The sequence below is a fragment of the Bacteroides sp. AM16-13 genome (genome assembly GCF_003602705.1).
Classification (GTDB): Bacteria; Bacteroidota; Bacteroidia; order Bacteroidales; family Bacteroidaceae; genus Bacteroides; species Bacteroides xylanisolvens.
Genome location: NZ_QTLK01000018.1, coordinates 4,566 through 28,659 on the forward strand (window position 1 = coordinate 4,566; position 24,094 = coordinate 28,659).

14 protein-coding genes and 1 pseudogene are annotated in these 24,094 nt (G+C 38.2%); all 15 read left to right on the plus strand.

Going from position 1 to position 24,094, the window contains the following annotated elements; all coding sequences use genetic code 11:
* Positions 1–609, plus strand: a 609-nt coding sequence (locus tag DW173_RS15175; protein ID WP_225481210.1) for a DUF1793 domain-containing protein, incomplete at its 5' end; no start/stop codon positions are given.
* Between the two features lie 67 nt (positions 610–676).
* Positions 677–2,479 (plus strand): family 43 glycosylhydrolase, encoded by a 1,803-nt coding sequence (locus DW173_RS15180; RefSeq protein ID WP_225450988.1) that lies wholly within the window; start codon positions 677–679, stop codon positions 2,477–2,479.
* Positions 2,480–2,551: 72 nt separating this feature from the next.
* Positions 2,552–4,102: an IPT/TIG domain-containing protein gene (locus tag DW173_RS15185; protein ID WP_117685132.1), complete on the plus strand. Its 1,551-nt coding sequence runs from the start codon at positions 2,552–2,554 to the stop codon at positions 4,100–4,102.
* Positions 4,103–4,115: 13 nt separating this feature from the next.
* The gene (locus DW173_RS15190) at positions 4,116–7,241 is read left to right on the plus strand and encodes a SusC/RagA family TonB-linked outer membrane protein (protein ID WP_087322913.1); all 3,126 of its coding nucleotides are present in this window, start codon (positions 4,116–4,118) and stop codon (positions 7,239–7,241) included.
* A gap of 12 nt (positions 7,242–7,253) precedes the next feature.
* On the plus strand, positions 7,254–9,305 hold the full coding sequence (locus DW173_RS15195; RefSeq protein ID WP_008024166.1) for a RagB/SusD family nutrient uptake outer membrane protein: 2,052 nt from the start codon (positions 7,254–7,256) through the stop codon (positions 9,303–9,305).
* 17 nt (positions 9,306–9,322) lie between these two features.
* Positions 9,323–10,348, plus strand: coding sequence for a DUF4973 domain-containing protein (locus DW173_RS15200; protein ID WP_008024164.1), 1,026 nt, complete (start codon positions 9,323–9,325; stop codon positions 10,346–10,348).
* A gap of 29 nt (positions 10,349–10,377) precedes the next feature.
* Positions 10,378–11,919 carry a glycoside hydrolase family 76 protein gene (locus DW173_RS15205; protein ID WP_087322889.1) on the plus strand — a complete coding sequence of 514 codons (1,542 nt, stop codon included), beginning with the start codon at positions 10,378–10,380 and terminating at the stop codon, positions 11,917–11,919.
* 362 nt (positions 11,920–12,281) lie between these two features.
* Positions 12,282–13,439: an ATP-binding protein gene (locus DW173_RS15210; RefSeq protein WP_049701665.1), complete on the plus strand. Its 1,158-nt coding sequence runs from the start codon at positions 12,282–12,284 to the stop codon at positions 13,437–13,439.
* Positions 13,440–13,713: 274 nt separating this feature from the next.
* Positions 13,714–14,322: pseudogene (locus DW173_RS15215) on the plus strand (glutaminase domain-containing protein); the annotation flags it as partial.
* Between the two features lie 18 nt (positions 14,323–14,340).
* Positions 14,341–15,825 carry an IPT/TIG domain-containing protein gene (locus DW173_RS15220; protein WP_120144695.1) on the plus strand — a complete coding sequence of 495 codons (1,485 nt, stop codon included), beginning with the start codon at positions 14,341–14,343 and terminating at the stop codon, positions 15,823–15,825.
* Positions 15,826–15,846: 21 nt separating this feature from the next.
* Entirely contained in the window at positions 15,847–18,969 is a 3,123-nt protein-coding gene (locus DW173_RS15225) for a SusC/RagA family TonB-linked outer membrane protein (RefSeq protein WP_049702262.1), read from the plus strand.
* Positions 18,970–18,984: 15 nt separating this feature from the next.
* Positions 18,985–21,033 (plus strand): RagB/SusD family nutrient uptake outer membrane protein, encoded by a 2,049-nt coding sequence (locus tag DW173_RS15230; protein WP_004298159.1) that lies wholly within the window; start codon positions 18,985–18,987, stop codon positions 21,031–21,033.
* A 16-nt stretch (positions 21,034–21,049) separates the two neighbouring features.
* Positions 21,050–22,048, plus strand: a complete 999-nt coding sequence (locus tag DW173_RS15235; protein ID WP_049702263.1) for a DUF4973 domain-containing protein — start codon at positions 21,050–21,052, stop codon at positions 22,046–22,048.
* A gap of 238 nt (positions 22,049–22,286) precedes the next feature.
* The gene (locus DW173_RS15240; protein WP_049702264.1) at positions 22,287–23,093 is read left to right on the plus strand and encodes a type IV toxin-antitoxin system AbiEi family antitoxin; all 807 of its coding nucleotides are present in this window, start codon (positions 22,287–22,289) and stop codon (positions 23,091–23,093) included.
* Positions 23,090–23,890, plus strand: coding sequence for a nucleotidyl transferase AbiEii/AbiGii toxin family protein (locus DW173_RS15245; protein ID WP_004298164.1), 801 nt, complete (start codon positions 23,090–23,092; stop codon positions 23,888–23,890). The genes DW173_RS15240 and DW173_RS15245 overlap by 4 nt, the downstream gene beginning before the upstream one ends.
* Positions 23,891–24,094 lie beyond the last annotated feature (204 nt).

Sequence of the window (24,094 nt, forward strand, 5' to 3'; positions counted from 1 at the left end):
GGACAGGACCCGGAAAACCAACTTTGCACGGATGACTTCGCCGGACATTGGGCCCACAATGCCAATCTTTCTGTAAAAGCTATCATGGGGGTAGCTGGATACAGCGAAATGGCTCGTATGCTCGGATTGAATGATGTAGCAGACAAATATGCTTTAATAGCCCAAGAAATGGCGATGAAATGGGAAAAAATGGCAAATGAAGGTGATCACTACCGTTTGGCTTTTGACCGTAAGAACACTTGGAGCCAAAAGTATAATATGGTGTGGGATAAGTTGTGGAATTTGAACCTATTCCCTAACAATGTAATCGAAAAAGAGCTCAATTATTACCTGACTAAACAGAATCTTTACGGACTTCCTTTGGATTCCCGCAAAGAATACACCAAATCCGATTGGATCATGTGGACGGCAGCTATGTCATCAGACAAGGAAACTTTCCAGAAATTCTCTGATCCTGTTTATAAATATATTAACGAGACAGTATCTCGTGTACCTATCAGTGACTGGCATCATACTGATAGTGGTAAGTGGGTTGGCTTCAGAGCACGTTCCGTGATTGGAGGATACTGGATGCAAGTGTTAATGAATAAATTGAGTGGTAGCAAGTAATTTTCTATTAGGGAGTGATATTATGTGTAACTTATCTACTGTATCAATTCTTCGATGGAATCTAGTAATGCTATTGAGCACACTATTCTGGTTTTCCTGTTCGACAAGCGATAATAATGAAGAGTCGAATGGAAAAGAAGGAGATGAGACTAATGTATCTGTGTATTTACAACAGAATGGATTCCAGAATTTGAATCTAGTGCCCGACCAGAATTTCGTTTCATACAATGTGCTTGTTTGCAAGAGTACCCTTTTGAATGGAGAGATATCTGTTCGATTGAAAACTTGGAGTGACAGTGAATTGAAAGCTTATAATTCTAACAATGGAACAAACTTTCAACTGCTTCCAGAAGATCTTTATCAGCTAGAGGAAATGTTAACACTGAAAGCGAATGAGAAACAAAAAAGTATAGAAATTCAATTTCATTCCTCTGAAATCTTCTCAAGATGGAAGAGGGAAAAAACTAATTATGTACTCCCTCTTCGGTTAGAAAGTGCATCGGTTAGCGCTCAAGAAAACAAAAGAAATTTACTTCTTACGATAGATGTCCAAGCAGCTATTGTCAAGTTGGAGAGTATTAGCGGAGAAATACTATTAAACCAAGAAAAAGTAGAAGTAGACATTAAATCTTATTATGATTTTAGTGGCACAAACCAGAGTACATTTCATTGTACGTTAAGTGTTGCACCAGAGGCTGTACAGTTGGTAAATGATTATAATGCAGCTCATGGAACATCTTATGAGTTGCTACCTGATGACTCGTATACTCTTGGTGGATTGACTTATTCTGCAGGGAATAATCAAGCTTCTACGAAATTAACTATTCAATCAACTAAACTACATCCTACGTACTATCTACTTCCTCTGTGTCTAACGAATGCCGATAGCGAAACAGTGTTAATAGATAAGTCTGTCCGGATATTGACATTAGTGCGTGGTTATTGCAATCCGATTATTGCTTTTAGCGCACCAGATCCTACAGTAATTCGTGCCCAAGATGGTTATTTCTATCTCTATGGAACAGAGAATACTCGAAATGTTCCTATTTATCGTTCCAAAAATTTGGTGAATTGGGAGTATAAGGGTACAGCTTTCACGGATGCTACTCGCCCCACTTGGGGTGGCGACCACAATATTTGGGCACCAGAGATACGTTATTTCAATAATCATTATGTACTTTATTATTCATGGGCTATATGGGGAGATGAGTGGAGAAGTAATGTAGGAGTTGCTGTGTCAGACTCTCCTCTAGGACCATTTATAGACAAAGGGTGTTTGATCGACTCGAAAGTGATTGGGGTACAAAATTCCATTGACCAGTTCTTTTATGAAGACAATGGCAAAAAATATATGTTTTGGGGAAGTTTTCGGGGTATCTATGCTACAGAACTCACGGATAATGGCCTGGAAATAAAGAAAAAAACGGATGGAACCCCAGTCCTGAAGAAGCGTATTTGTGGAAATCGTTTTGAAGGGACCAACATATACAAACGTGGAGAATATTATTACTTGTTTGCTTCCATAGGAACTTGTTGTAATGGAGCAACCAGTACATATCAAACTGTGGTAGGGCGTTCAAAGAATGTGCTTGGACCTTATTTAGATAAGACAGGAAGGGATATGTTGTATGATTATTGTGAAATCATTATGAGTGGCAATGAAACTTGGGCAGGACCTGGACATAACTCCATTCTGATTCAGGATGATGTAGGAACTGACTGGATCATCTACCACGGTTACAAGAAGAAAGAAGCCGAAAACGGAAGATATGTTTTAATGGATAAACTGATTTGGAGTAACGATGGATGGCCTTCCGTCAAGAGTAACGCACCTTCCATCTTGGAAGTGGCACCCTACTTTCAGAAATAAATATCCTATACAGAAAAACAAGTAATACTTATTGCTTATGCGATTTTATTAACATATTTAATCTAATTTATTATGAAACAAAAAGTAATGAAAGCCTGTTTGGGCATTTTATGGGGAATGTTTACATTGACCACTTTTCTATTACAGAGTTGCGATAATGGAAAAGAAGTCACTCCGGCTCAAGGAAGTGGTGGCAGTCCCTTTAATCCGCAGCTTCCTATTAGTGTCAAGGAAATCAGTCCGACTAATGGTGCTGCAGGTCAGAAGGTTCTTATTTATGGAGAAAACTTCGGCAATGACCCGTCTCTGATAGAAGTCACTATCGGCGGACAGAAGGCGCCTGTGGTCAACGTACAATCAACTGTCATATATTGTATTGTACCAACGAAGGCTTATTCGGGTGAAATCCAGGTAACTATCAAACAAGGAGAAGAAATCTATTCAGCCGAGGTAGCCGAAATTAAGTTTGAATATCAACGCCAAGTGGTGGTAAGTTCCTTGTGTGGTGCAACTAGTGAGCAAGGTTCCAATTCAGCAAAAGATGGTCCGTTTAATGATTGTGGCTCCATTACGAATCCCTGTTTTATGACTTGGGACCCGGAGGACCATAATTTGCTATATGATGCAGAAGACGCAGGGGACGCTGAAGGTGTAGGACAAGGTATTCGTTGTTTTGACTTCACAAACAAGCAGGTCTATACAATGATTCCCAAGAACTCATTTGTAGGCTCACAGCGTTGCCGAACCATTGATTTCTATAAAGATGACAATGGAAAATATCACATGATTGTAGGATTAGCGCAAGGAAATGTTAATAGTACGGCTGTTATGATGTTCGATCGAATTGAAGGAGGAACGAAGCCGTGTGGGTTCACGTGGGGCAATGGAAGGGTGATCGCACAGAACCAAGGATGCCAAGCTGCTGCAATACATCCTACTACTGGCGACCTCTACTTCTCCAATTACCAGAACAGTCTGCTTTATCGGGTAAAGAAATATGTTATAGAGGAATTTGCAACAGGAAAGAGAACAACCCCTGTCAGACCTGGTACAGCAGATGATGCCGCTCAGACAATATTAAAAGTGCAAGACAAAGAATGGGAGTTCAATATTATGATTCATCCAACTGGTAAATATGCTTATTTCATGGTCATCAATCGCAATTATATTCTTCGCTCAGATTTCAATGGGGAAACCTTTACCGCTCCCTATGTCATTGCAGGTGTTAATAGTAACAAAGACACTTATGTTTATCAGGATGGGGTCGGTAATCAGGCTCGATTCGGTAATCCCTACTCTGGTGTATTTGTAAAGAACCCAGAATATGCCGGAAATTCGGATGAATATGACTTCTATTTGACAGACAGGCATAATCATGCCATTCGTATCTTGTCTCCTTTGGGTCAAGTGACTACCTATGCCGGACGTGGTAGCGCTAGTTTGAATTCAAACCCATGGGGGTATGCAAATGGCCGCTTACGAGAAGATGCACGTTTTAACCGGCCTAAAGGAATTGCGTGGGATGAGCGTGATAATACGATATATGTGGGAGACGCCAACAACTATCGAATCAGAAAGATTGGCCTTGAAGAAGATGTGCCTGAAGAAGATATTAATGAATAAACACCGTATAAAAATGAAAAAAATAACAATTTTATGTATACTGTTGCTATGTGTAGTAACCGACACAATGGCTCAGAAAACTGTTACTGTATCGGGTATTGTTTCTGACAGTAATAAGGAACCGCTTATTGGTGTGAATATTATCGTCAAGGATGTTCCCGGATTAGGAGCCATTACTGATATCAACGGGAAATATACCATTAAAGTAGAACCTTATAACCGACTGGTCTTCTCATATATTGGATATAAGACACAAGAAGTATTGATTAAGGAACAGCGTTCGGTCAATATAAAAATGGAAGAAGATGTAGCTACTACTATTGATGAGGTTGTAATCACAGGTACCGGTGCACAACGTAAATTGGTACAAACCGGTGCCATCACTACAGTAGACATGGAACATCTGATGGCTAATCCGTCGTCTAGTGTTGTTAATGCTTTGGCAGGTAACGTTGCAGGTGTATTAGCCCGCCAGACTTCCGGTCAACCAGGACAAAATGTTTCAGAATTCTGGATTCGCGGTATTTCCACATTTGGGGCTGGAACCGGTGCTTATATTTTAGTAGATGGGTTCGAACGTAGCATGGATGAAATCAACATTGAGGATATTCAAGACTTTTCTATCTTGAAAGATGCTTCCGCTACTGCAATATACGGTTCTAAAGGAGCTAATGGCGTTGTATTGATTAACACTAAACATGGTAAATCCGGGAAAATCAAGATCGACATAAAGGCACAAACCACCTACAACATGCGCACTATTACACCTGAATTTGAAGACGGGATTTCGTATGCAAACCTATTGAATGAGTCACGAATTACACGCAATTATGAACCTGTATATCAACCGGAGGAACTGGAGATTCTAAAAAACGGATTAGACCCAGATCTCTATCCGAATGTGGATTGGATGGATTTATTGTTGAGGAAAGGCTCATGGCAACACCGCGTTAACCTGAATTTAAGCGGTGGTGGTTCTACTGCACGGTATTACGCCTCTATTAGTTACCTTGATGAAGAAGGCATGTACAACACTGATAAAGCGTTGAAAGACGATTACAACACTAATGCAAACTATCGTCGTTACAACTATCGTCTGAATACAGATATTGATATCACGAAAACTACACTATTAAAGTTAGGTGTATCCGGTTGGTTATCTAAGAGAAACAGTCCGGGACTGGGTGATGCAGATGTATGGGGTGAACTTTTTGGCTATACCGCCATTCGTACTCCTTTACTTTATTCCAACGGTCGTGTTCCGGCAGTAGGTACAGGCAACAAAACAAACCCATGGGTAGCAGCTACACAGACTGGATTCAATGAAAACTGGGAAAATGTGATTCAGACAAATATTACGTTGGAACAGAATTTGAAGTTTATCACCAAAGGTCTGAAATTTGTTGGACGCTTCGGCTATGATACCTATAATAACAATCACATCAATCGTCGTAAATGGCCTGAGCAATGGAGTGCCGAACGTTCACGCGATGAAAATGGAAATTTGGTATTCAAGAAAATTTCGGACAGTAGCAATATGCATCAAGAAAGTGGTTCTAGCGGTAACCGTCGTGAATTTTTAGATATGATGCTTAATTGGGAACGCGGTTTTAAGGCACATCATCTCAATGCTACGTTGAAATACACACAGGACTCGTACATCAAAACACAAGACTTAGGTGATGATCTGAAAAATGGTGTCAACAGACGTAATCAAGGATTGGCAGGGCGAATTGCGTATAACTGGAACTATCGATATTTCGTAGATTTCAACTTCGGCTATAATGGTTCGGAGAATTTCGCAAAAGGACATCGCTTCGGTTTCTTCCCAGCATACTCTTTAGCATGGAACATTGCAGAAGAATCATTTATCAAAAAGAATTGGAAATGGATGGGTATGTTCAAAGTGCGTTTCTCTTATGGTAAAGTAGGTAATGATAAGATTCGTCATAACAATGCAGATGTACGTTTCCCTTATCTGTACGCAATTGGCGAAGGCAATAGTTATGATTGGGCAAACTACGGTAGTTCTTATGGATTCACAGGATTAACTTACACAGAACTAGCTTCCGACCAAGTTACTTGGGAGGTGGCAACGAAGAAAGATTTGGGAGTAGATTTGGCTTTGTTTGATGACAAATTCAAATTGACAGTTGATTACTTTGATGAAAGCCGTAGCGGAATTTTCATGCAACGCCAGTATTTGCCTGGCATGATTGGCCTGCAAGGAAAGAGTCCTTTTGCAAATGTCGGTAAAGTAAATTCCAAGGGATTCGATGGCAATTTCTCTTTCAAACAGAGGTTCAATCAGGTAAGTTTGACAGTACGTGGTAATATGACTTACAGCAAAAATGAGATTATTGAAAGAGACGAAGCTAACAATGTATATCCCTATCAAATGCAAAAGGGCTATCGAGTGAACCAGAATAAAGGATTGATTGCATTAGGACTGTTCAAGGATTACGATGATATTCGCAATAGTCCTACTCAAAAGTATGGTCCTGTAATGCCCGGTGATATTAAATACAAAGATGTAAATGGTGATGGTGTAGTGGATGACAACGATATTGTAGCAGTAGGAGCTACTAATCGTCCGAATCTGATTTATGGTCTTGGGCTTTCTGTTAAATGGAAAGGACTTGATGTCAATTTGCATTTTCAAGGCGCGGGCAAGTCGCAGTTTTTCTTGTCCGGGAAATGTATCAGAGCTTTCAGCGAAGGGCAATGGGGTAATATTATTAAAGGAACTTTGGATAATCGCTGGGTAGATGCGGATACTGCCGAGAAATTAGGTATTGCAGCCAACGAGGATCCCAATGCTACTTTCCCCCGCCTAAGTTACACGGACCAAGGAAATGGAAATACAACGATTTATGCTTATACTAATAACTACCGCAACTCTACTTACTGGTTGCGTGACGGTTCCTACGTACGTTTGAAAACGGTTGATATCGGCTACACACTTCCCAAAGCACTGGTTAACAAAATACATTTTAATAATGTACGTATTTTCTTGACTGGAACCAATTTACTTACATGGTCTAGTTTCAAACTCTGGGACCCGGAAATGGGTAGCAATAATGGAGAGAAATATCCATTGTCCAAATCCGTAACGTTAGGTTTGAGCGTTAACTTATAAATGATTAATGATATGAAAAAAATATATATACTATTAGTCGCAATTTTTGCGATCAGTTCCACTTCTTGTTCCGATTATTTGGATTCTGATTACATTTTTGAGGATAGAGAAACAATTGATAAAGTTTTTACCGACTATAAAAAAACAGAACAATGGTTGGCACAGGCGTATACCTATTTGTTGGGACAATGTTGTGATGTTGCAAGTAAACGTAATACACCTTTTGTGTTTGATGATTGCATGTATTATGGCGATGATGATGTTACAGTGGATGCAACCAAAGGCGGTGCTTTATCTTATAATAAATTCCGTGAAGGAGCATACGATGAAAACACTTTCCAAGATACTTGGAACCGTTGTTATAATGGTATTCGACAGGCTTCTATTTTCATCCAGTATGCAGATATGAGCATTGAGCATAGTGCGGAGGAAATCATTGACCTCAAAGCACAAGCCCGCTTTGTTCGTGCCTATTACTATTGGTTGTTACTCCGGAAGTATGGTCCTATTCCACTGGTTCCGGATGAGGGTTTTGATTACAATCAGTCATACGAAGATTTGGAACTTCCCCGCAATACATACGATGAATGTGTAGATTATATCGCTAAAGAGATGGTCTTGGCAGCACAGGGTTTACCTTTGAAAAGAGACCAGCTTTCCATTACCCGTCCTACTCGCGGTGCCGCCTTAGCTACCCGTGCTTTGGCAATGCTTTATGCTGCAAGTCCGCTAATGAATGGCAACGATGATGCGTATGCACAGCAAATGACCAACCGTGACGGGAAACGTTTATTAAATCCTGTATACGACAACAGTAAATGGGCTAAAGCAGCAGCTGCTTGCAAAGATGTGATGGGACTAGGCGTTTACCATATTTATACAGCCGATTTCCGGTCGACTCATTCTATTGCTTTTCCTGCTACCATCGCTCCTCCGATTCACCCGGAATATAGTTATAAAAATTTTCCAGAAGGTTGGCAGAATATTGATCCGTTCGAATCTTATCGTTCTCTATTCAACGGACAGGTAACTGCTATGGACAATCCTGAATTGATTTTTACTCGTGGAAAAAATATTTCCGGTGAACGCATCAAAGATATGGTCATTCATCAATTGCCCACTGTAGCTAAAGGATGGAATACGCACGGCGCCACCATGAAACAGGTAGATGCCTATTATATGAGCGATGGCACTGACTGTCCGGGAATGAACTCTGAATATGCAGGTACTCCAGCTTATCAAGGACGCATAGATACTCGCCCTCGCGCAACTGGTTATACAACAAATAATACAGATCACAAACCGCTTCCAAATGGAGTATCTTTGCAATATGCTGAACGTGAACCACGTTTCTATGCGTCCATTGCTTATAATGGTATGTACTGGCATCTAGGTAATGAACCAGAAGTTCAGAATCAAGATCAACAAGTATTCTATTATCGCGGAGATGGAAATGGTTATGCAAATAGTATGTTCTGGTTGCGCACCGGCATTGGGGTAGCTAAATATGTGCATCCTGATGATACCTATTATAATAGCGATGCAGCCAAGGTAAAAGATAAAGATGAACCAGCTATTCGATATGCTGATATCCTGCTGATGTATGCAGAAGCTTTGAATGAATTGACTGCTAGTTATGAAGTTCCTTCTTGGGATGGCTCCATCACTTACACAATCAGCCGCAACGTAGAAGATATGCGTACAGGTATAAAACCAATACGCATGCGTGCCGGGGTGCCCGATTATGATGCAGATACATATAGTAACCCGATTAAATTTCGCATCAAACTAAAACGCGAACGTCAGATTGAGCTCTTTGCTGAAGGAAAACGCTACTATGATCTTCGACGCTGGAAAGATGCGGAAGTAGAGGAAGCAATGCCTGTTTACGGTTGTTATACATTTATGAGTAATGCCAATAAAGACCTGTTCCACACACCGGTTCCTATATCAAATCTTTCTGCTACTTTCTCACCGAAAATGTATTTTTGGCCCATCAAGCACAGTGAACTGAAACGAAATAAACTTCTGACCCAAAACCCGGGATGGACCTACAATGATTAATCTAAAAAAACTAGAATATGAAACTGAAAAATATCTTATTATATCTGTTACCCATAGCCGGCTTATGTAGTTCGTGCAATGATGAATGGGAAAATGAACAGTTTACACATTATATATCATTTAAAGCTCCCATTAACAGTGATGGTGTGTCTCGAATCAATGTACGCTATAGATCTGGTAATGAAAAGACGACATTTCAGTTACCAATCATTGTGAGCGGATCTACCACCAATGAACGTAACATTACAGTACATGTTGGTTTGGATACAGATACCTTAAAAGTACTAAACCAAGAACGCTTCAATAATCGTACCGACTTGTACTATCAAGTATTGCCAAAAAAATTCTACTCTCATTCAGAAACGGTGCAGATCAATGCCGGGCAAGATGTAGCATTAATGCCTATCGACTTTTCAATGGAGGGCATCGACTTATCAGACAAATGGGTATTACCATTGACTATCGAAGAATCACCTGATGGAAACTATACCCCAAACTATCGAAAGCACTATCGGAAGGCATTGCTTCGTGTGATGCCATTCAATGATTATTCAGGAAATTATAGTGCTGTAAATTACAAAACATATTTGAATGGTTCAGAAACAGATGCACCATACGTGAAGAATTATGTCATGATGTATGTAGTTGACGATGAAACGTTATTCTTCTATGCAGGTTTATTTGATGAAACTCGTCAAGACAGGAAAGGGTATCGGATTAAAGCAAAATTCAACAATAATGGAACAGTAACGCTTTCTCCGGCAGATCCAAATAATAAAATGCAGTTTGCGCTCGGTAAAGATGATTTTAATAATGAGATCACTGCTTCTTACAGTATCACGGAGTCAATGGACGCTATCCGTCCCTACTTAATGCACCGAACCATTATTATCAATAATATCAACTATACGTTCAAAGACTATACAACGATTCCCGGTGTCGAAACTGAATTTCATGTAATGGGTTCGTTGACATTAGAACGTCAAATCAATACTCAAATTCCGGATGAGGACCAAGCTATCGAATGGGAAGAAGGAAACTAAAGGTTGACCGAAAAATAAATAAACTATAAATGGGGATTGTAAATGCTGTGGATATTTGTAAATATCCACAGCATTTCAATCGTTTATTACTAATCGCAATGAATAAATATGTATTGTTTTTAATTTTTATATTTTCATGTATTGGCTGTGGAGAAACAAATGAACAGGATGCCAATACAATAGAAGGTAACACCGATACTTCGCAAATAACAATTGCACCAGTGACGAATTTGAAGGCTAAGATTACACAAAATCCCAATGAACTTTATCTAACATGGACGAATCCGATTACTGTGACCAATATGCTAGGGGTAGAAATCTATTATAAACAGAAAGGTTCCAATGACGAAAAAAGAGTGAATACGATCCAGAAAGGAGAAGGGTATGTACTCCGGTTGACATCCGCAGAGCCTTATTTCATATCTGTTGTTGTGGTGGATAACTACGGAAGAAAATCAGAAAGAGTCACCATTACTGCTATTCCATCGAATAAGGGAGTGCCTTTGGCAGATAGTTGTACGTATGTGCTTATTGAACAGTTTATGGATAAAACGAAAGGAACGTTTTGGGTATCACCCCAAAATATATCTGGAAATTCGGCTAATACTTATATTTATTGGCAACAGGCTCATGCTATTGATGTGGTATTGTATTCTTATGAACGTATCAAAGATAATAATCCTATATTGGCTGCGACATATAAAGAATATTTTGAAAGATGGTTTCAAAATCATGGAAATAATTATCATCACGACAACAACGATCCTACAGGCTTTTCAAATCCATATACTGATGATATGTGTTGGATTGGTCTGACTTTGTTACGAATGTCAGAAGTGTTAGACGATAATAAGTTTGCCGATACAGCCAAGAGGTTGTATGACACTTACATTATTACACGAAAATGGACAGATGATAAAGGAACTGGACTTCCTTGGAATAATGAAAATAATTCTAATGGGCGAAGCCGGAATATATGTACCAATGCTCCCGGTGCTTTGATGGCTGCCAAATTGTATAAAAAATACAATGAAGATAAGTATTTATCAGATGCTAAAATACTTCATAAATTTGCCTACGACAATAATTACTTAACATTGGGAGATGGTAGAATAGAGGAACCTCCTTTAACCTATACGCAAGGTACGTATGGAGAAGCAAGTAGGCAATTGTATCATATTACAAATGAAAAATATTATCTGACATGTGCAGAAAAAGTAATTAGCTATGTCACAACCAGTGATAGGTGCTTAACTAATGGCATTTTGCGTAATGAAGGTCCGTCTATGGACCAAAGCATCTTTAAAGCTGTTTTGATTCCTTATATAGTCAATTTGGCATTGGATGAAGCTGCTAATAGTACACTTAGGCAGAATCTGATTCTTTTCCTGCGAAAAAATGCAGAAACATTGAGCGCAAACTTGATTCGTGGAACTTATCCGGAAATGTATTGTAACTATTATTGGGGATCCATATTTACTGGAAATATTGCTTCTATGGGCGCACAAGCAAGTGGAGCTTCTCTTTTGGAAGGTGTTCTCCGACTGAATACAGCACTAGGAAATAATTAGTCATAAGCATCACTGTTTAAAATGAAGCAATGCAACCTTAATTATTCATGCGAATCAGTTGTTGAATGTAAGTTCTTGTTTTTAAGAAATTCTTTGATGCTAAAATAGCTTTGATACGCTCCGTAGAACAGATAGAAGGTATATTATTGAATATAAGATAAATAATAAGCAGCTTGCCATTGTTTAAATCCAGCTCAATGACAGGCTGCTTAAATTATAATTACTTATAGTATGCTGCAGATATGATTATAAAAGATCTAATATAATCTAATATAAATAGAGAACTTTAAATTAAAAAACAGAGAAGTTTTGCAAATTCACTTTTAAAGATTAAATTTGCAAACAGTAAAATAAGAGCAGCAATGATAGAACGAATACTGAAATCCAAGCTAATTGAAATGGCAAATAAATATCCGATTGTTACATTGACAGGACCTAGACAATCTGGAAAATCAACATTATTGAGGAATTCCTTTCAGGACTATGAGTATGTGTCTTTGGAAGATCCTGATATGAGACTATTTGCTACAGATGATCCGAGAGGATTTCTTTCCACCTACCCGGATAAAACAATTATCGATGAAGTTCAAAGAGTTCCGTCACTTTTCTCTTATATCCAAACGCATACCGATAAAGAGAATAAAGAAGGTATGTATATGCTGGCCGGATCTCATAACTTCTTATTAATGGAAAGTGTGAATCAATCATTAGCTGGACGTACGGCAGTACTCAAGCTACTACCGTTTTCGCATTATGAAATGGAAAAAGGAGAAATATTGCCATCCAGTGTAAATGAAGAAGTTTTTAAGGGAGCTTATCCACGTATTTATGATAAAGCTATAAATCCGGATGATTATTATCCTTTCTATATACAAACATATGTAGAAAGAGATGTGAGATTATTACGTAATATTGGGGATCTAAGTAAATTTATTAAATTCCTCAAATTATGTGCAGGTCGCATAGGGCAATTATTAAATCTTTCATCATTAGCAAATGAATGTGGAATTTCTGTCACAGCAGCTACTAACTGGTTATCTATATTAGAAGCAAGTTATATCTGTTATTTACTGAAACCTGATTATAACAATTATGCCAAACGATTGGTAAAAACTCCTAAGTTATATTTTTATGATACAGGGCTAGCCTGTTCTTTACTTGACATACAAAATGCAGAACAAATAACTACTCATTTTTTACGTGGAGGATTGTTTGAAAATCTTGTCATCAATGAATTTGTAAAAGAATCCTATAATAGAGGTGTTGAACCGGGATTATCATTTTGGCGTGATAGTACTGGCAATGAGGTTGACTTATTAAGAATGGTTGGCGGGAAACAGTATGCCTATGAAATCAAATCAGGAGCAACTTATTCACCGGATTTCTTTAAAGGTATTTCAAAATGGGCTAAACTATCTAATACTCCAACGGAACAATGTTTCGCGATTTATAATGGAGATAAGGATATAAAAACATCTGTCGGTCAAGTGAATGGATGGAATCATTTTAGTCTGTTTTAAACCGCCACTAATATATCATGTCTTTATTCCATCTTATTTGATCCCTGAAACTACATTTGGGGATATATTATTTCTTTATCATGCATGAACTGTTGATATTTTATTCTAGAATTAGAATTTGTTGAAACAATCTGGGATACCCCAAATCCTAGAAATAAATCATTTTTATAGACTACAAAAACACTCGAAAAACCAACTAATTACAACACAGAAACAAGACATGTTAGCTATACATATCTGATAATAAACTAAATAACTAAAAAAAACTTAGTCTGGACAGGACCCGGAAAACCAACTTTGCACGGATGACTTCGCCGGACATTGGGCTCATAATGCCAATCTTTCCGTGAAAGCGATCATGGGAGTGGCCGGATACAGTGAAATGGCTCGGATGCTCGGGTTGAATGATGTAGCTGAAAAATATGCTGTTATAGCTAAGAAAATGGCAGTGAAATGGGAAAAAATGGCGAATGAGGGTGATCATTACCGTTTGGCTTTTGACAGAAAGAACACTTGGAGTCAAAAATATAACATGGTTTGGGATAAGTTATGGAACCTGAATTTATTTCCTAACGATGTAATCGGAAAAGAAATAAACTATTACTTGACAAAGCAGAATCCTTACGGGCTTCCTCTGGACTCTCGTAAAGAATACACAAAATCCGACTGGATAATGTGGACGGCAGCTATGTCTCCGGATCAAGTAACCTTTGAAAAGTTCTCTGATCCTGTCTATAAATACATTAACGAGACCGTGTCACGTGTGCCTATCAGTGATTGGCACCATACCGACAGCGGTAAATGGGTAGGCTTCAGAGCGCGTTCGGTGATCGGAGGATACTGGATGAAAGTGTTAATGGATAAAGTTCAGAATAATCAATAATTTTAAATCTAGTGTATTATGAAATGTAAAACTATGAAACATGGGAACATAGGACTACAATGCATGATGTTGGCATTCATCTTTACAGTCTGTTTCAGCAGTTGTAAAGACGACAAAGATACAACTGCAGCCCCTTATGATCCAAGTCAACCAGTAGAGGTAACGGACTTTACCCCTAAATCAGGAGGAACAAAAGTACGTATGATTATTTATGGTAGTAATTTTGGCATTGATCCCTCTATTATTTCAGTTAGGGTAGGTGGAAAAGAAGCTAAGGTTATTAGTGTAGAAGGCAATTGTTTATATTGCATTACTCCAGACCAGTGTTATGAAGGTACGATAGAACTAACAGTCGGCGAAACCCCAACTGTAACTATACCACAGAAATATAAATATGTCCAACAGATGCTTGTCACTACTTTATGTGGCTATGTGGATGAACTAGGAAATGGAGAAATAAAAAAAGAAGGTCCATTTAATGATTGTGGAAAGATAGATTCTCCTACGTGGTTTTCATTTGATCCAAAATTTCCGAATCTTCTTTATTTAACCCAAGACAATGGTGATCAAGGTAAAAAGCCTATACGAATTTTAGATTTAGAAAGAGAATACATAACGACTGGATTGGCTGCCGGAAGTGATGGAGTAGGACGTTTTCGCAGTATTACCTGGACATTAGATGGTGATACAATGATAATTGCATGCTCAAAAGGAGATGTTAATGGTGCAAGTAACATCTTCATGACTCGCCAAGGTAACTTTTTGGATCAGAAACGATTGACTACCGGTAATGGATGCCAAGCTTCTGCTGTGCATCCCAGAAATGGAGAATTATATTATAATAACTTCGGAGAAGGTATGGTGATAAGATATGATTATCACAAGTGGGGAATAAACAATAATAAGGAACATCAAGAAAAGCTGTACGCTATTCAAGATATAGATTGGGAATTCAATTATATCATTCACCCATCCGGAAAGTATGCATATATAGTGGTAATAAACCGTCACTATATCCTCCGTGCAAACTATGATGAAGACAAGAAAACATTTACCAATCCGTATGTCGTATGCGGAGCACCAGGTCAAGCTGGCTATGATGATAAAATTGGAGCTAAGGCGCGATTAAGCAGACCCTACCAAGGAGTGTTTGTCAAGAATCCAGAGTATAAGGCAGCCGGAAAAGATGAAATTTACGATTTTTACTTTACTGATCGTGATAATCATTGTATTCGAAAGCTGACACCAGACGGAATTACTTCAACTTTTGCAGGACGAGGAAGCGTTGGTATGAATATACATGCCAATGGTTATGTAGATGGGGCATTACGCGAAGAGGCTCGTTTTGATTCTCCAGCCGCATTGGCATACGATGAAGTAAACAATATATTTTATGTGGGAGATGTAAATAATCATTGTATCCGTAAAATTGCTTTGGAAAAAATACCGGAAGACCTCATTAGAGACCAATCAGATAAAAGAATATCGGATGAAGTTAAATAATAACCGAATAATATGGAATGCATAAATATTAAGAAATTGATAACTTTCTGTCTATTATTGATTTCTATAAGCGTTTTTGCGCAAAAAAAGATAGAAGTTACAGGAATTGTAACAGATGAGAATAAGGAACCACTGATTGGTGTGAATGTAACAGTAAAAGACCAGGCTGGCTTGGGAGCTATCACAGATATTAACGGACGTTACAAAATAAATGTTGAAGAATATTCAAGGCTGCTCTTTTCATATATTGGATTTGATAAACAGGAAGTGCTGATAAAGCAGCAACGTATAGTGAATATTACAATGAAAGAAGCCAATGCAAGAGAGATTGATGAAGTTGTCATCACCGGAACAGGCGTGCAGAAAAAACTGACGGTGACAGGAGCGGTAACGACTGTAAATGTAGACGACCTGAAATCAAATCCTTCAGCAAACCTCTCAAATGCTTTGGCAGGTAATGTAGCAGGTATTCTCGCCATGCAGACATCAGGGCAGCCGGGAGTGAATACTTCTGAATTCTGGATTCGGGGTATCTCCACTTTCGGAGCAAACAATTCTGCGCTGGTATTAGTTGATGGATTTGAACGTAGCCTGGACGAAATGAATATAGAGGACATTGAGTCTTTCACTGTATTGAAAGATGCTTCTACGACAGCTATATATGGTCCCCGTGGTGCTAACGGGGTAATCTTGATTACCTCCAAACACGGTAAAGCCGGTAAAATCAATATAAACGCAAAAGTTGAAACGTCTTACAACACACGCACCATTACACCCGAATTTGCAGACGGTTACACTTACGCACGCATGATGAATGAATCACGCATTACTCGTAATAAAGAACCTATATACCAAGATGATGAATTGGAGCTTTTACGATTAGGACTTGATCCTGATCTTTATCCGAATGTGGATTGGAAGGATGTGTTGCTGAAAGATGGAGCGATGACTTATCGTGCTAATGTGAACATGAATGGTGGTGGGGCTACTGCACGCTATTTTGTTTCACTTAGTTATATCAGCGAAGGAGGAATGTATAAAACAGACGACGCTATGCGTGAGGATTATAATAGCAACCCAAGTAGTCAACGTTGGAATTATCGATTGAACACGGACATTGATATAACTAAAAGTACTCTCCTGAAAGTTGGAGTTTCCGGTTCTTTAAAGAAACGAAATGCACCGGGACAAGGGGAAAATGTATGGAAATCATTGATGAATCAAAATCCGATTAGTGTTCCATTGATGTATTCTAACGGCTATATACCGGCATTTGGTAAAGAAGATGATCGCTCGAACCCATGGGTGCTTGCTACGCAAACTGGATACAAAGAGTTTTGGAATAATAAAGTACAGACAAACATTTCTTTGGAACAAAAACTGGATTTTATAACAAAAGGGCTACGCTTTGAAGGACGTTTTGGATTTGACATCAATAATGATAATGAAATCAACCACAAGAAAATGCCTGAAACATGGCGTGCACAACGTTTCCGTAATTCGGCGGGCGAAATAGTGTATGATCGACAAAGGGAAGAACAGAAGATGGAACAGACCAGTAAGTCATCAGGTAATCGCAGAGAGTTCCTCGAAGCTTTTTTACAGTATAATCGTGGATTTAAAGAACACCATGTAGGAGCAACTCTCAAATATAGCCAGGATGCTTATAAAACAACTGTTGATGTTGGTACAGATGTAAAAAACAGTATTGCCAAACGTCATATGGGAATAGCCGGACGAGCCAGTTACAACTGGAATTACCGTTATTTCGTCGATTTCAATTTTGGATACAACGGTTCGGAGAACTTTGCTGACGGACATCGGTTCGGTTTTTTTCCTGCATTTTCTGTTGCTTGGAATATAGCTGAAGAAAAATTGATCAAGGATCATCTGAAATGGATGAACATGTTTAAACTACGTTATTCATACGGAAAAGTCGGAAATGATCAGTTGGGAACACGCTTTCCTTATTTATATACCATTTCCGGTAAGTATACAGAAAAAGTGGATGACAAAGATGTAGAAAAGATATTCCCCGGATGGAATTGGGGAGATTACGGATACGATAAAAAGTTTGATGGTATGACATATAGCATGTTGGCTTCCGAAAATGTAACATGGGAAATTGCTACCAAACATGATTTTGGAGTAGATTTATCTCTATTTAATGATAAATTGACAGCTACAGTCGATTATTTCCACGAGCAACGTGATGGCATTTACATGGAGCGAAAATTTCTTCCAGGTATGGTAGGTATCGTAAGAAGTAATCCTAAAGCCAATGTCGGTAGTGTATTATCTGAAGGATTTGACGGTCATTTTGCTTACAAACAAAAGTTAGGTAAAGTAAATCTCACCATTCGAGGTAATATGACTTATAGTAAGAATGAAATTCTGGAGAGAGATGAAACAAATACTGTCTATCCTTATCAATTAGAAAAAGGATATCGTGTCAATCAGGCAAAAGGACTTATTGCGTTAGGTCTGTTCAAAGATTACGATGATATTCGTAATAGTCCTAAACAACAGTTTGGTAAAGTACAGCCAGGTGACATCAAGTATAAGGATGTGAATGGTGACGGGGTCATTAATGATGGAGATAAAGCGGCTATTGGAGCCACTACCAAACCGAACTTGATTTACGGATTTGGTATTTCGGCACAATGGAGAGGACTTGACTTCAATGTTCACTTTCAAGGAGCCGGCAAGTCTTCATTCTTTATTGAGGGCTCTACCGTATATGCTTTCAAAGACAACCAATGGGGAAACGTATTGGAGAATTTGGTGGAAAATCGCTGGGTGGATGCAGAAACTGCTGCCAGGTTTGGTATTCCTGCTAATGAAAATCCAAATGCTTCGTATCCTCGTTTAAGTTTCGGTGGAAATGATAACAATTTCCGGAAGTCTACATTTTGGTTGCGTGATGGTTCTTATTTGCGATTAAAAACTCTGGAAGTTGGCTATACTTTACCTAAAACAGTTGTAAACAAACTGAAATTTAATAAGATACGCGTATTCTTTATCGGAACGAACTTATTGACATTCGCTAAATTCAAAGAATGGGATCCTGAACTCGGTAGTTCTACAGGTACCGAGTATCCACTTTCCAAAGTCTTTTCTCTAGGTTTATCTGTTAATATCTAATTTAATATACGTGAAATGAGAAGAATATATTATATATGCATATATATCCTATTAGGAGTAGGAATTGCATCCTGTGCGGACAACTTGGATTCTGACAAGTATTTCAAAGACCGCATGTTACTTGAAGATGTGTTTACTGATGAAACACGGACAGAAAGGTGGTTAGCACATGCTTTTTCATATCTGTCAGGAGAAAATATGGATGTTTCCAGTAAAGATAATAATCTGTTCTGCTTTGCCGATGATATTTATTTCGGTGACCGTGATGATTATAAAACATTTAAGAACGGTACATATAATGAAGGCTTCCGACATTCTTGGGGAGCAAGCTATAAAGGCATTCGTCAAGCTTCTATTTTTATTCAAAATGTTGACATGAATATGAAGATTACGGAACAGGAAAAAGCAGACTTTAAAGCACAAGCGCGCTTCGTAAGAGCTTATTACTACTGGCTTTTACTTCGTAGGTATGGTCCTATACCTTTGTTGCCGGACGAAGGACTTGATTACACTGATAGTTATGAAGGTTTGGCACGGCAACGCAATACTTATGACGAATGTGCCAACTACATTGCTTCCGAAATGGCTTTAGCTGCAAAAGATTTACCATTGGAGAGAGGAACCAACCACATAGCTCGTCCAACCAGAGGAGCCGCTCTAGCTGCGCGTGCCAAAGTGTTACTGTATGCGGCAAGTCCGATAAACAATCCTCGCCCGGAAGATACAGAAAGATTTACTGACTTGGTGGACCATGATGGTAAATGTCTCATTGCGCAGGAATATGACGAATATAAATGGGCAAAAGCTGCTGCAGCTGCACTTGATGTGATGAAACTCGGGCAATATGAGTTGCATTATTCGTTAGCAAAGACAGAATCAAGTCCAGGCTTTCCTAAAACCGTTACTCCCTATCAAGATAACGATTTCTCGAAACAGGATTGGCCGGATGGGTACAAAAATATAGATCCGTTTGAGTCATACCGTTCGCTCTTTGATGGTGATTTAGCAGCCTCAGATAATAAAGAATTGATTTTTACACGTGGTAAAAATCAGGGTGACCGTGATCTGGCGGATATGGTCAGGCATCAACTCCCATCAATTTATGGTGGTTGGAATACACATGGTATGACACAAAAACAATGTGATGCCTATTATATGGCTAATGGGGATGATTGTCCGGGTAAAGAACGTGAATTAAATATTCCTGGTCGTAGTGACATGCGCGAACGTGCAAATGGATTTGTCAGCAAAACAGAAGCAGGAACTGAAGGATATGAACACTTACGTGCTGGAGTCTCCAAGCAATATGCCGGGCGTGAACCTCGCTTCTACGCTTCCGTCGGATTTAATGGAGCTATATGGCCTATGCTACAAAATTCATCCCTAACCCCTGCCCAGCCGGTAGATGTACAAATATTCTATTATCGTGGTAATGGTAATGGATATACGAATACAAATTTCTGGTTACGTAGTGGAATAGGAATTATGAAATTTGTCAGTCCGGATGATACAGCAGTAGGCAAAATAAACGACCGCATCACTAAAAAACCAGAGCCTGCAATCCGCTACGCAGAAATATTACTGATATATGCGGAAGCTTTGAATGAGCTGGAAGATGGATCCACGTATGACATTTCGTCGTGGGATGGCTCTACTAGTTATTCCATCAAGCGTGACATTAATGAAATGAAGAAGGGGATTCGACCGATTCGCTGCCGTGCCGGTGTGCCTGATTATGATCTTACTACTATATATGGGAATAAGGATGAATTTCGTAAGAAGTTGAAACGTGAGCGCCAAATTGAATTAATGGGTGAGGGGCATCGATATTTTGATTTACGTAGATGGAAGGATGCTCCGGTGGAAGAGGCAATGAAAGTATATGGATGCAATACGTTAATGACTGATTCGGAAGATCAAAAAGTTCTATTTCATTCTCCTGTGGTTATAAACGATCTGCCTTCAACCTTCTCGCGCAAACTATATTTCTGGCCTATTAGCCATGATGAGTTAAAACGGAATAATTTGTTAACCCAGAATCCTGGATGGACATATAATGATTAATATAAAAAAGTATAATATGAAAACTATATATAATTGTTGGATTGTATTGTCCGTTTTGCTATTAGCTACATCTTGTAATGATGAATGGACAGAAGAACAGTATAAGCAATACATATCTTTTGCAGCTCCCATAAACGATCAGGGTGTCATGAACATCTATGTGCGGTATAAAACAGATGGTAAAGTAACGTATAAGTTACCTCTAACAGTGAGTGGAACCACTATGAATTCTCAAGATCTGGATGTACATGTCGCCATAGATCCAGATACTTTGAATATTATGAATCAGGAACGTTTTAGTACACGAACTGAATTGTTCTATGAGCTATTGGATGAGAAGTTTTACAGTTTTTCTGAATCGGTTCATATCCCTGCCGACTCTTATGCGGAAACTATGAATATTGATTTTACATTAAACGGAATTGACATGGTAGAAAAATGGGTATTACCTCTGACTATAGTTGATGATGCTTCTTATAATTATATGAGTCATCCGCGTAAGAATTATGCAAAAGCACTCTTAAGGGTTATTCCGTTCAATGATTATTCAGGAAGTTATAGTACAACTACTATGGAAGTGTTTTTTCGTAATCCGGATGGAAGCATTGATAAAAAGCCAATGGTTGCCAATTCACGTACTGCATACGTAGTAGACGAAAATACAATTTTCTTTTACGCAGGTTTAGTCGGTGAGAATTTAGACAAAGAGATACGCCGTACCTACAAAATATATATGCAATTTGATCAGGAAACAAAAACATTGAAAGTATGGCCGGAAGATGATAGGATTAATTTCGAATTGTTTGGTACACCTGATTACAGTGTTGCGGTAATTAAAGATGCTACTCGTCCATACTTGGAACATCATTATGTCTCCTTTTCGATTGAGTATAATTATGATGACATTACTTCTGCTCCGGGAGCAATAGTGCCATATAAAGTAAAAGGTACATTAACGCTTGAACGTAACATCAATACCCAAATACCAGATGAAGATCAACAGATTGAGTGGTAATATTAGTCTTTACTAGAAGAGGTTAAAGAAATACGTCTGAAAGGATTTCCCCCCTGTTACAAAACAGTTGTAGCAGGGGGAAACTTCATTTTAAGGCATTTCTCGAATAGTCACTTTTAATGATTAAGACAAAAATAAGCTATTCTTTCGATGATATATTAATGGATAAAATGCCTGTTTTTAATGCAAAAGTAATCTATTTATGATTATCTTTGCATTGAATTTAGCATATCAAGAAATGACAGTAAGAGAATGGATCAGAGAAAAAGAAATCAATGGGACTTCAACTTTTAGTGTTGAAGAGCTTCGTTCTTGTTTCATTGCTTCATCAGAACAAGTAATTAAGAATGAACTTTACCGATTAAAAATGCAGGGCAAAATTTTGTCTGTTTATAAAGGATTTTATGTAATTGTTCCCATACAATATGCTGCCAAACGTATTGTACCGCCAATATATTACATTGAACAGCTAATGAGTTTTCTGAAAAAACCCTATTACATTTGCCTGTTAAATGCTGCTGAATTATTAGGTGCTGCCCATCAACGTCCACAAAAGTTTTCAGTAATGACTATTCTTCCCAAATCGTCTGTTTCAGAAAATAAAAATAGTTTTTTGAGTTGGATATATCGCAAACAGATTCCTGATAGACTTTTACAAGAAAAGAATTCAGAAACAGGAACTATTCTTTTTTCTAATCCAGAGTTAACAGCTATTGACCTTGTACAATATGAGCAATATGTAGGTGGATTATCACGAGTGTCTACTGTATTAGCTGAACTTGTTGAAAAGACAGATTTCTCTAACGCAGTGGAAGATTATTTGTTTGATAATACATCCGTAGCAACTATTCAGAGACTAGGTTATATTTTGGATTGTATTCTCAATGAATCAGAACAGGCAGATACACTATATGAACAGTTACGGATTTATGATAAACGTTTGAATTATATACCTTTGAGTTCACGCCATCCTCGAATTTTGAAGGGTGCGAATAGACGTTGGAAAATAAATATAAATATTGATATAGAAATAGACGAACTATGATAAACAGAGCTGCTATAATGCAATGGAGAACACATGTTCCATGGAATGCAAACGAACAAGTTGAGCAAGATCTTATTATTAGTCGGGCATTAGTTGCCATCTTCAGTGATGATTTTTTAGCTTCCAAACTTGCTTTTAGGGGTGGAACTGCATTACACAAATTATATCTTTCTCCGCAGCCTAGATATAGTGAGGATATTGATCTTGTACAAATCGATGCAGAACCAATTAAATCTACTATGTATAGACTAGGTGAAGTCTTGAATTTCTTGCCAGACCGAGTCACAAAACAGAAAAGATTTAATAACACAATGCTTTTTCGTATGGAATCGGAGATACCACCGACTGTGCAAATTCGATTGAAAGTGGAGATTAACTGTTTTGAACACTTCAACGAATTAGGGCTAGTCAAGATTCCTTTTTCTGTAGACAATAGTTGGTTTACAGGACAATGTGAATTAACGACTTATAGACTGAATGAACTGTTAGGCACTAAGTTACGCGCATTATATCAGCGTAAAAAAGGTCGTGACTTATTTGATTTATACAAAGCTCTCACTTTACATGAAGTAAATCCGGATGAAATTATTCGCTGCTATAAACGATATATGGACTTTGTTGCCGGACAACCACCTACTTACAAACAGTTCATTTTGAACATGGAAGAAAAGATGAACGATATGGATTTCTTAGGGGATATCCAAAATCTAATACGTCCTAATGAGATGTTCAATCCTCAAGAAGGGTATGAGCTTATTAAAGAAGTATTGATTGAGCGTTTGAAAAAAGACTTTTAAATTCATATACTTTATTACATACACTTATCTATTTTTGATTTTGTTTTTTGGGGGAGGGAAAGACAAAATAATTCATAATTCAAGCACATTATTCATTAATATACCTGATAAAAAATAAAAGCTATTTTTTATCAGGCAAAATCTCTGGTTTTTACCTGATACATCTTCTTATAACAATACAAAAACAACACAATAATGAATAAT

Coding starts and splice junctions, on each gene's coding strand:
- DW173_RS15235 (WP_049702263.1), top strand. CDS start 21,050: ATGAAAACTATATATAATTGTTGGATTGTATTGTCCGTTTTGCTATTA.
- DW173_RS15210 (WP_049701665.1), top strand. CDS start 12,282: ATGATAGAACGAATACTGAAATCCAAGCTAATTGAAATGGCAAATAAA.
- DW173_RS15230 (WP_004298159.1), top strand. CDS start 18,985: ATGAGAAGAATATATTATATATGCATATATATCCTATTAGGAGTAGGA.
- DW173_RS15180 (WP_225450988.1), top strand. CDS start 677: ATGCTATTGAGCACACTATTCTGGTTTTCCTGTTCGACAAGCGATAAT.
- DW173_RS15195 (WP_008024166.1), top strand. CDS start 7,254: ATGAAAAAAATATATATACTATTAGTCGCAATTTTTGCGATCAGTTCC.
- DW173_RS15200 (WP_008024164.1), top strand. CDS start 9,323: ATGAAACTGAAAAATATCTTATTATATCTGTTACCCATAGCCGGCTTA.
- DW173_RS15190 (WP_087322913.1), top strand. CDS start 4,116: ATGAAAAAAATAACAATTTTATGTATACTGTTGCTATGTGTAGTAACC.
- DW173_RS15245 (WP_004298164.1), top strand. CDS start 23,090: ATGATAAACAGAGCTGCTATAATGCAATGGAGAACACATGTTCCATGG.
- DW173_RS15185 (WP_117685132.1), top strand. CDS start 2,552: ATGAAACAAAAAGTAATGAAAGCCTGTTTGGGCATTTTATGGGGAATG.
- DW173_RS15205 (WP_087322889.1), top strand. CDS start 10,378: ATGGGGATTGTAAATGCTGTGGATATTTGTAAATATCCACAGCATTTC.
- DW173_RS15220 (WP_120144695.1), top strand. CDS start 14,341: ATGAAATGTAAAACTATGAAACATGGGAACATAGGACTACAATGCATG.
- DW173_RS15240 (WP_049702264.1), top strand. CDS start 22,287: ATGACAGTAAGAGAATGGATCAGAGAAAAAGAAATCAATGGGACTTCA.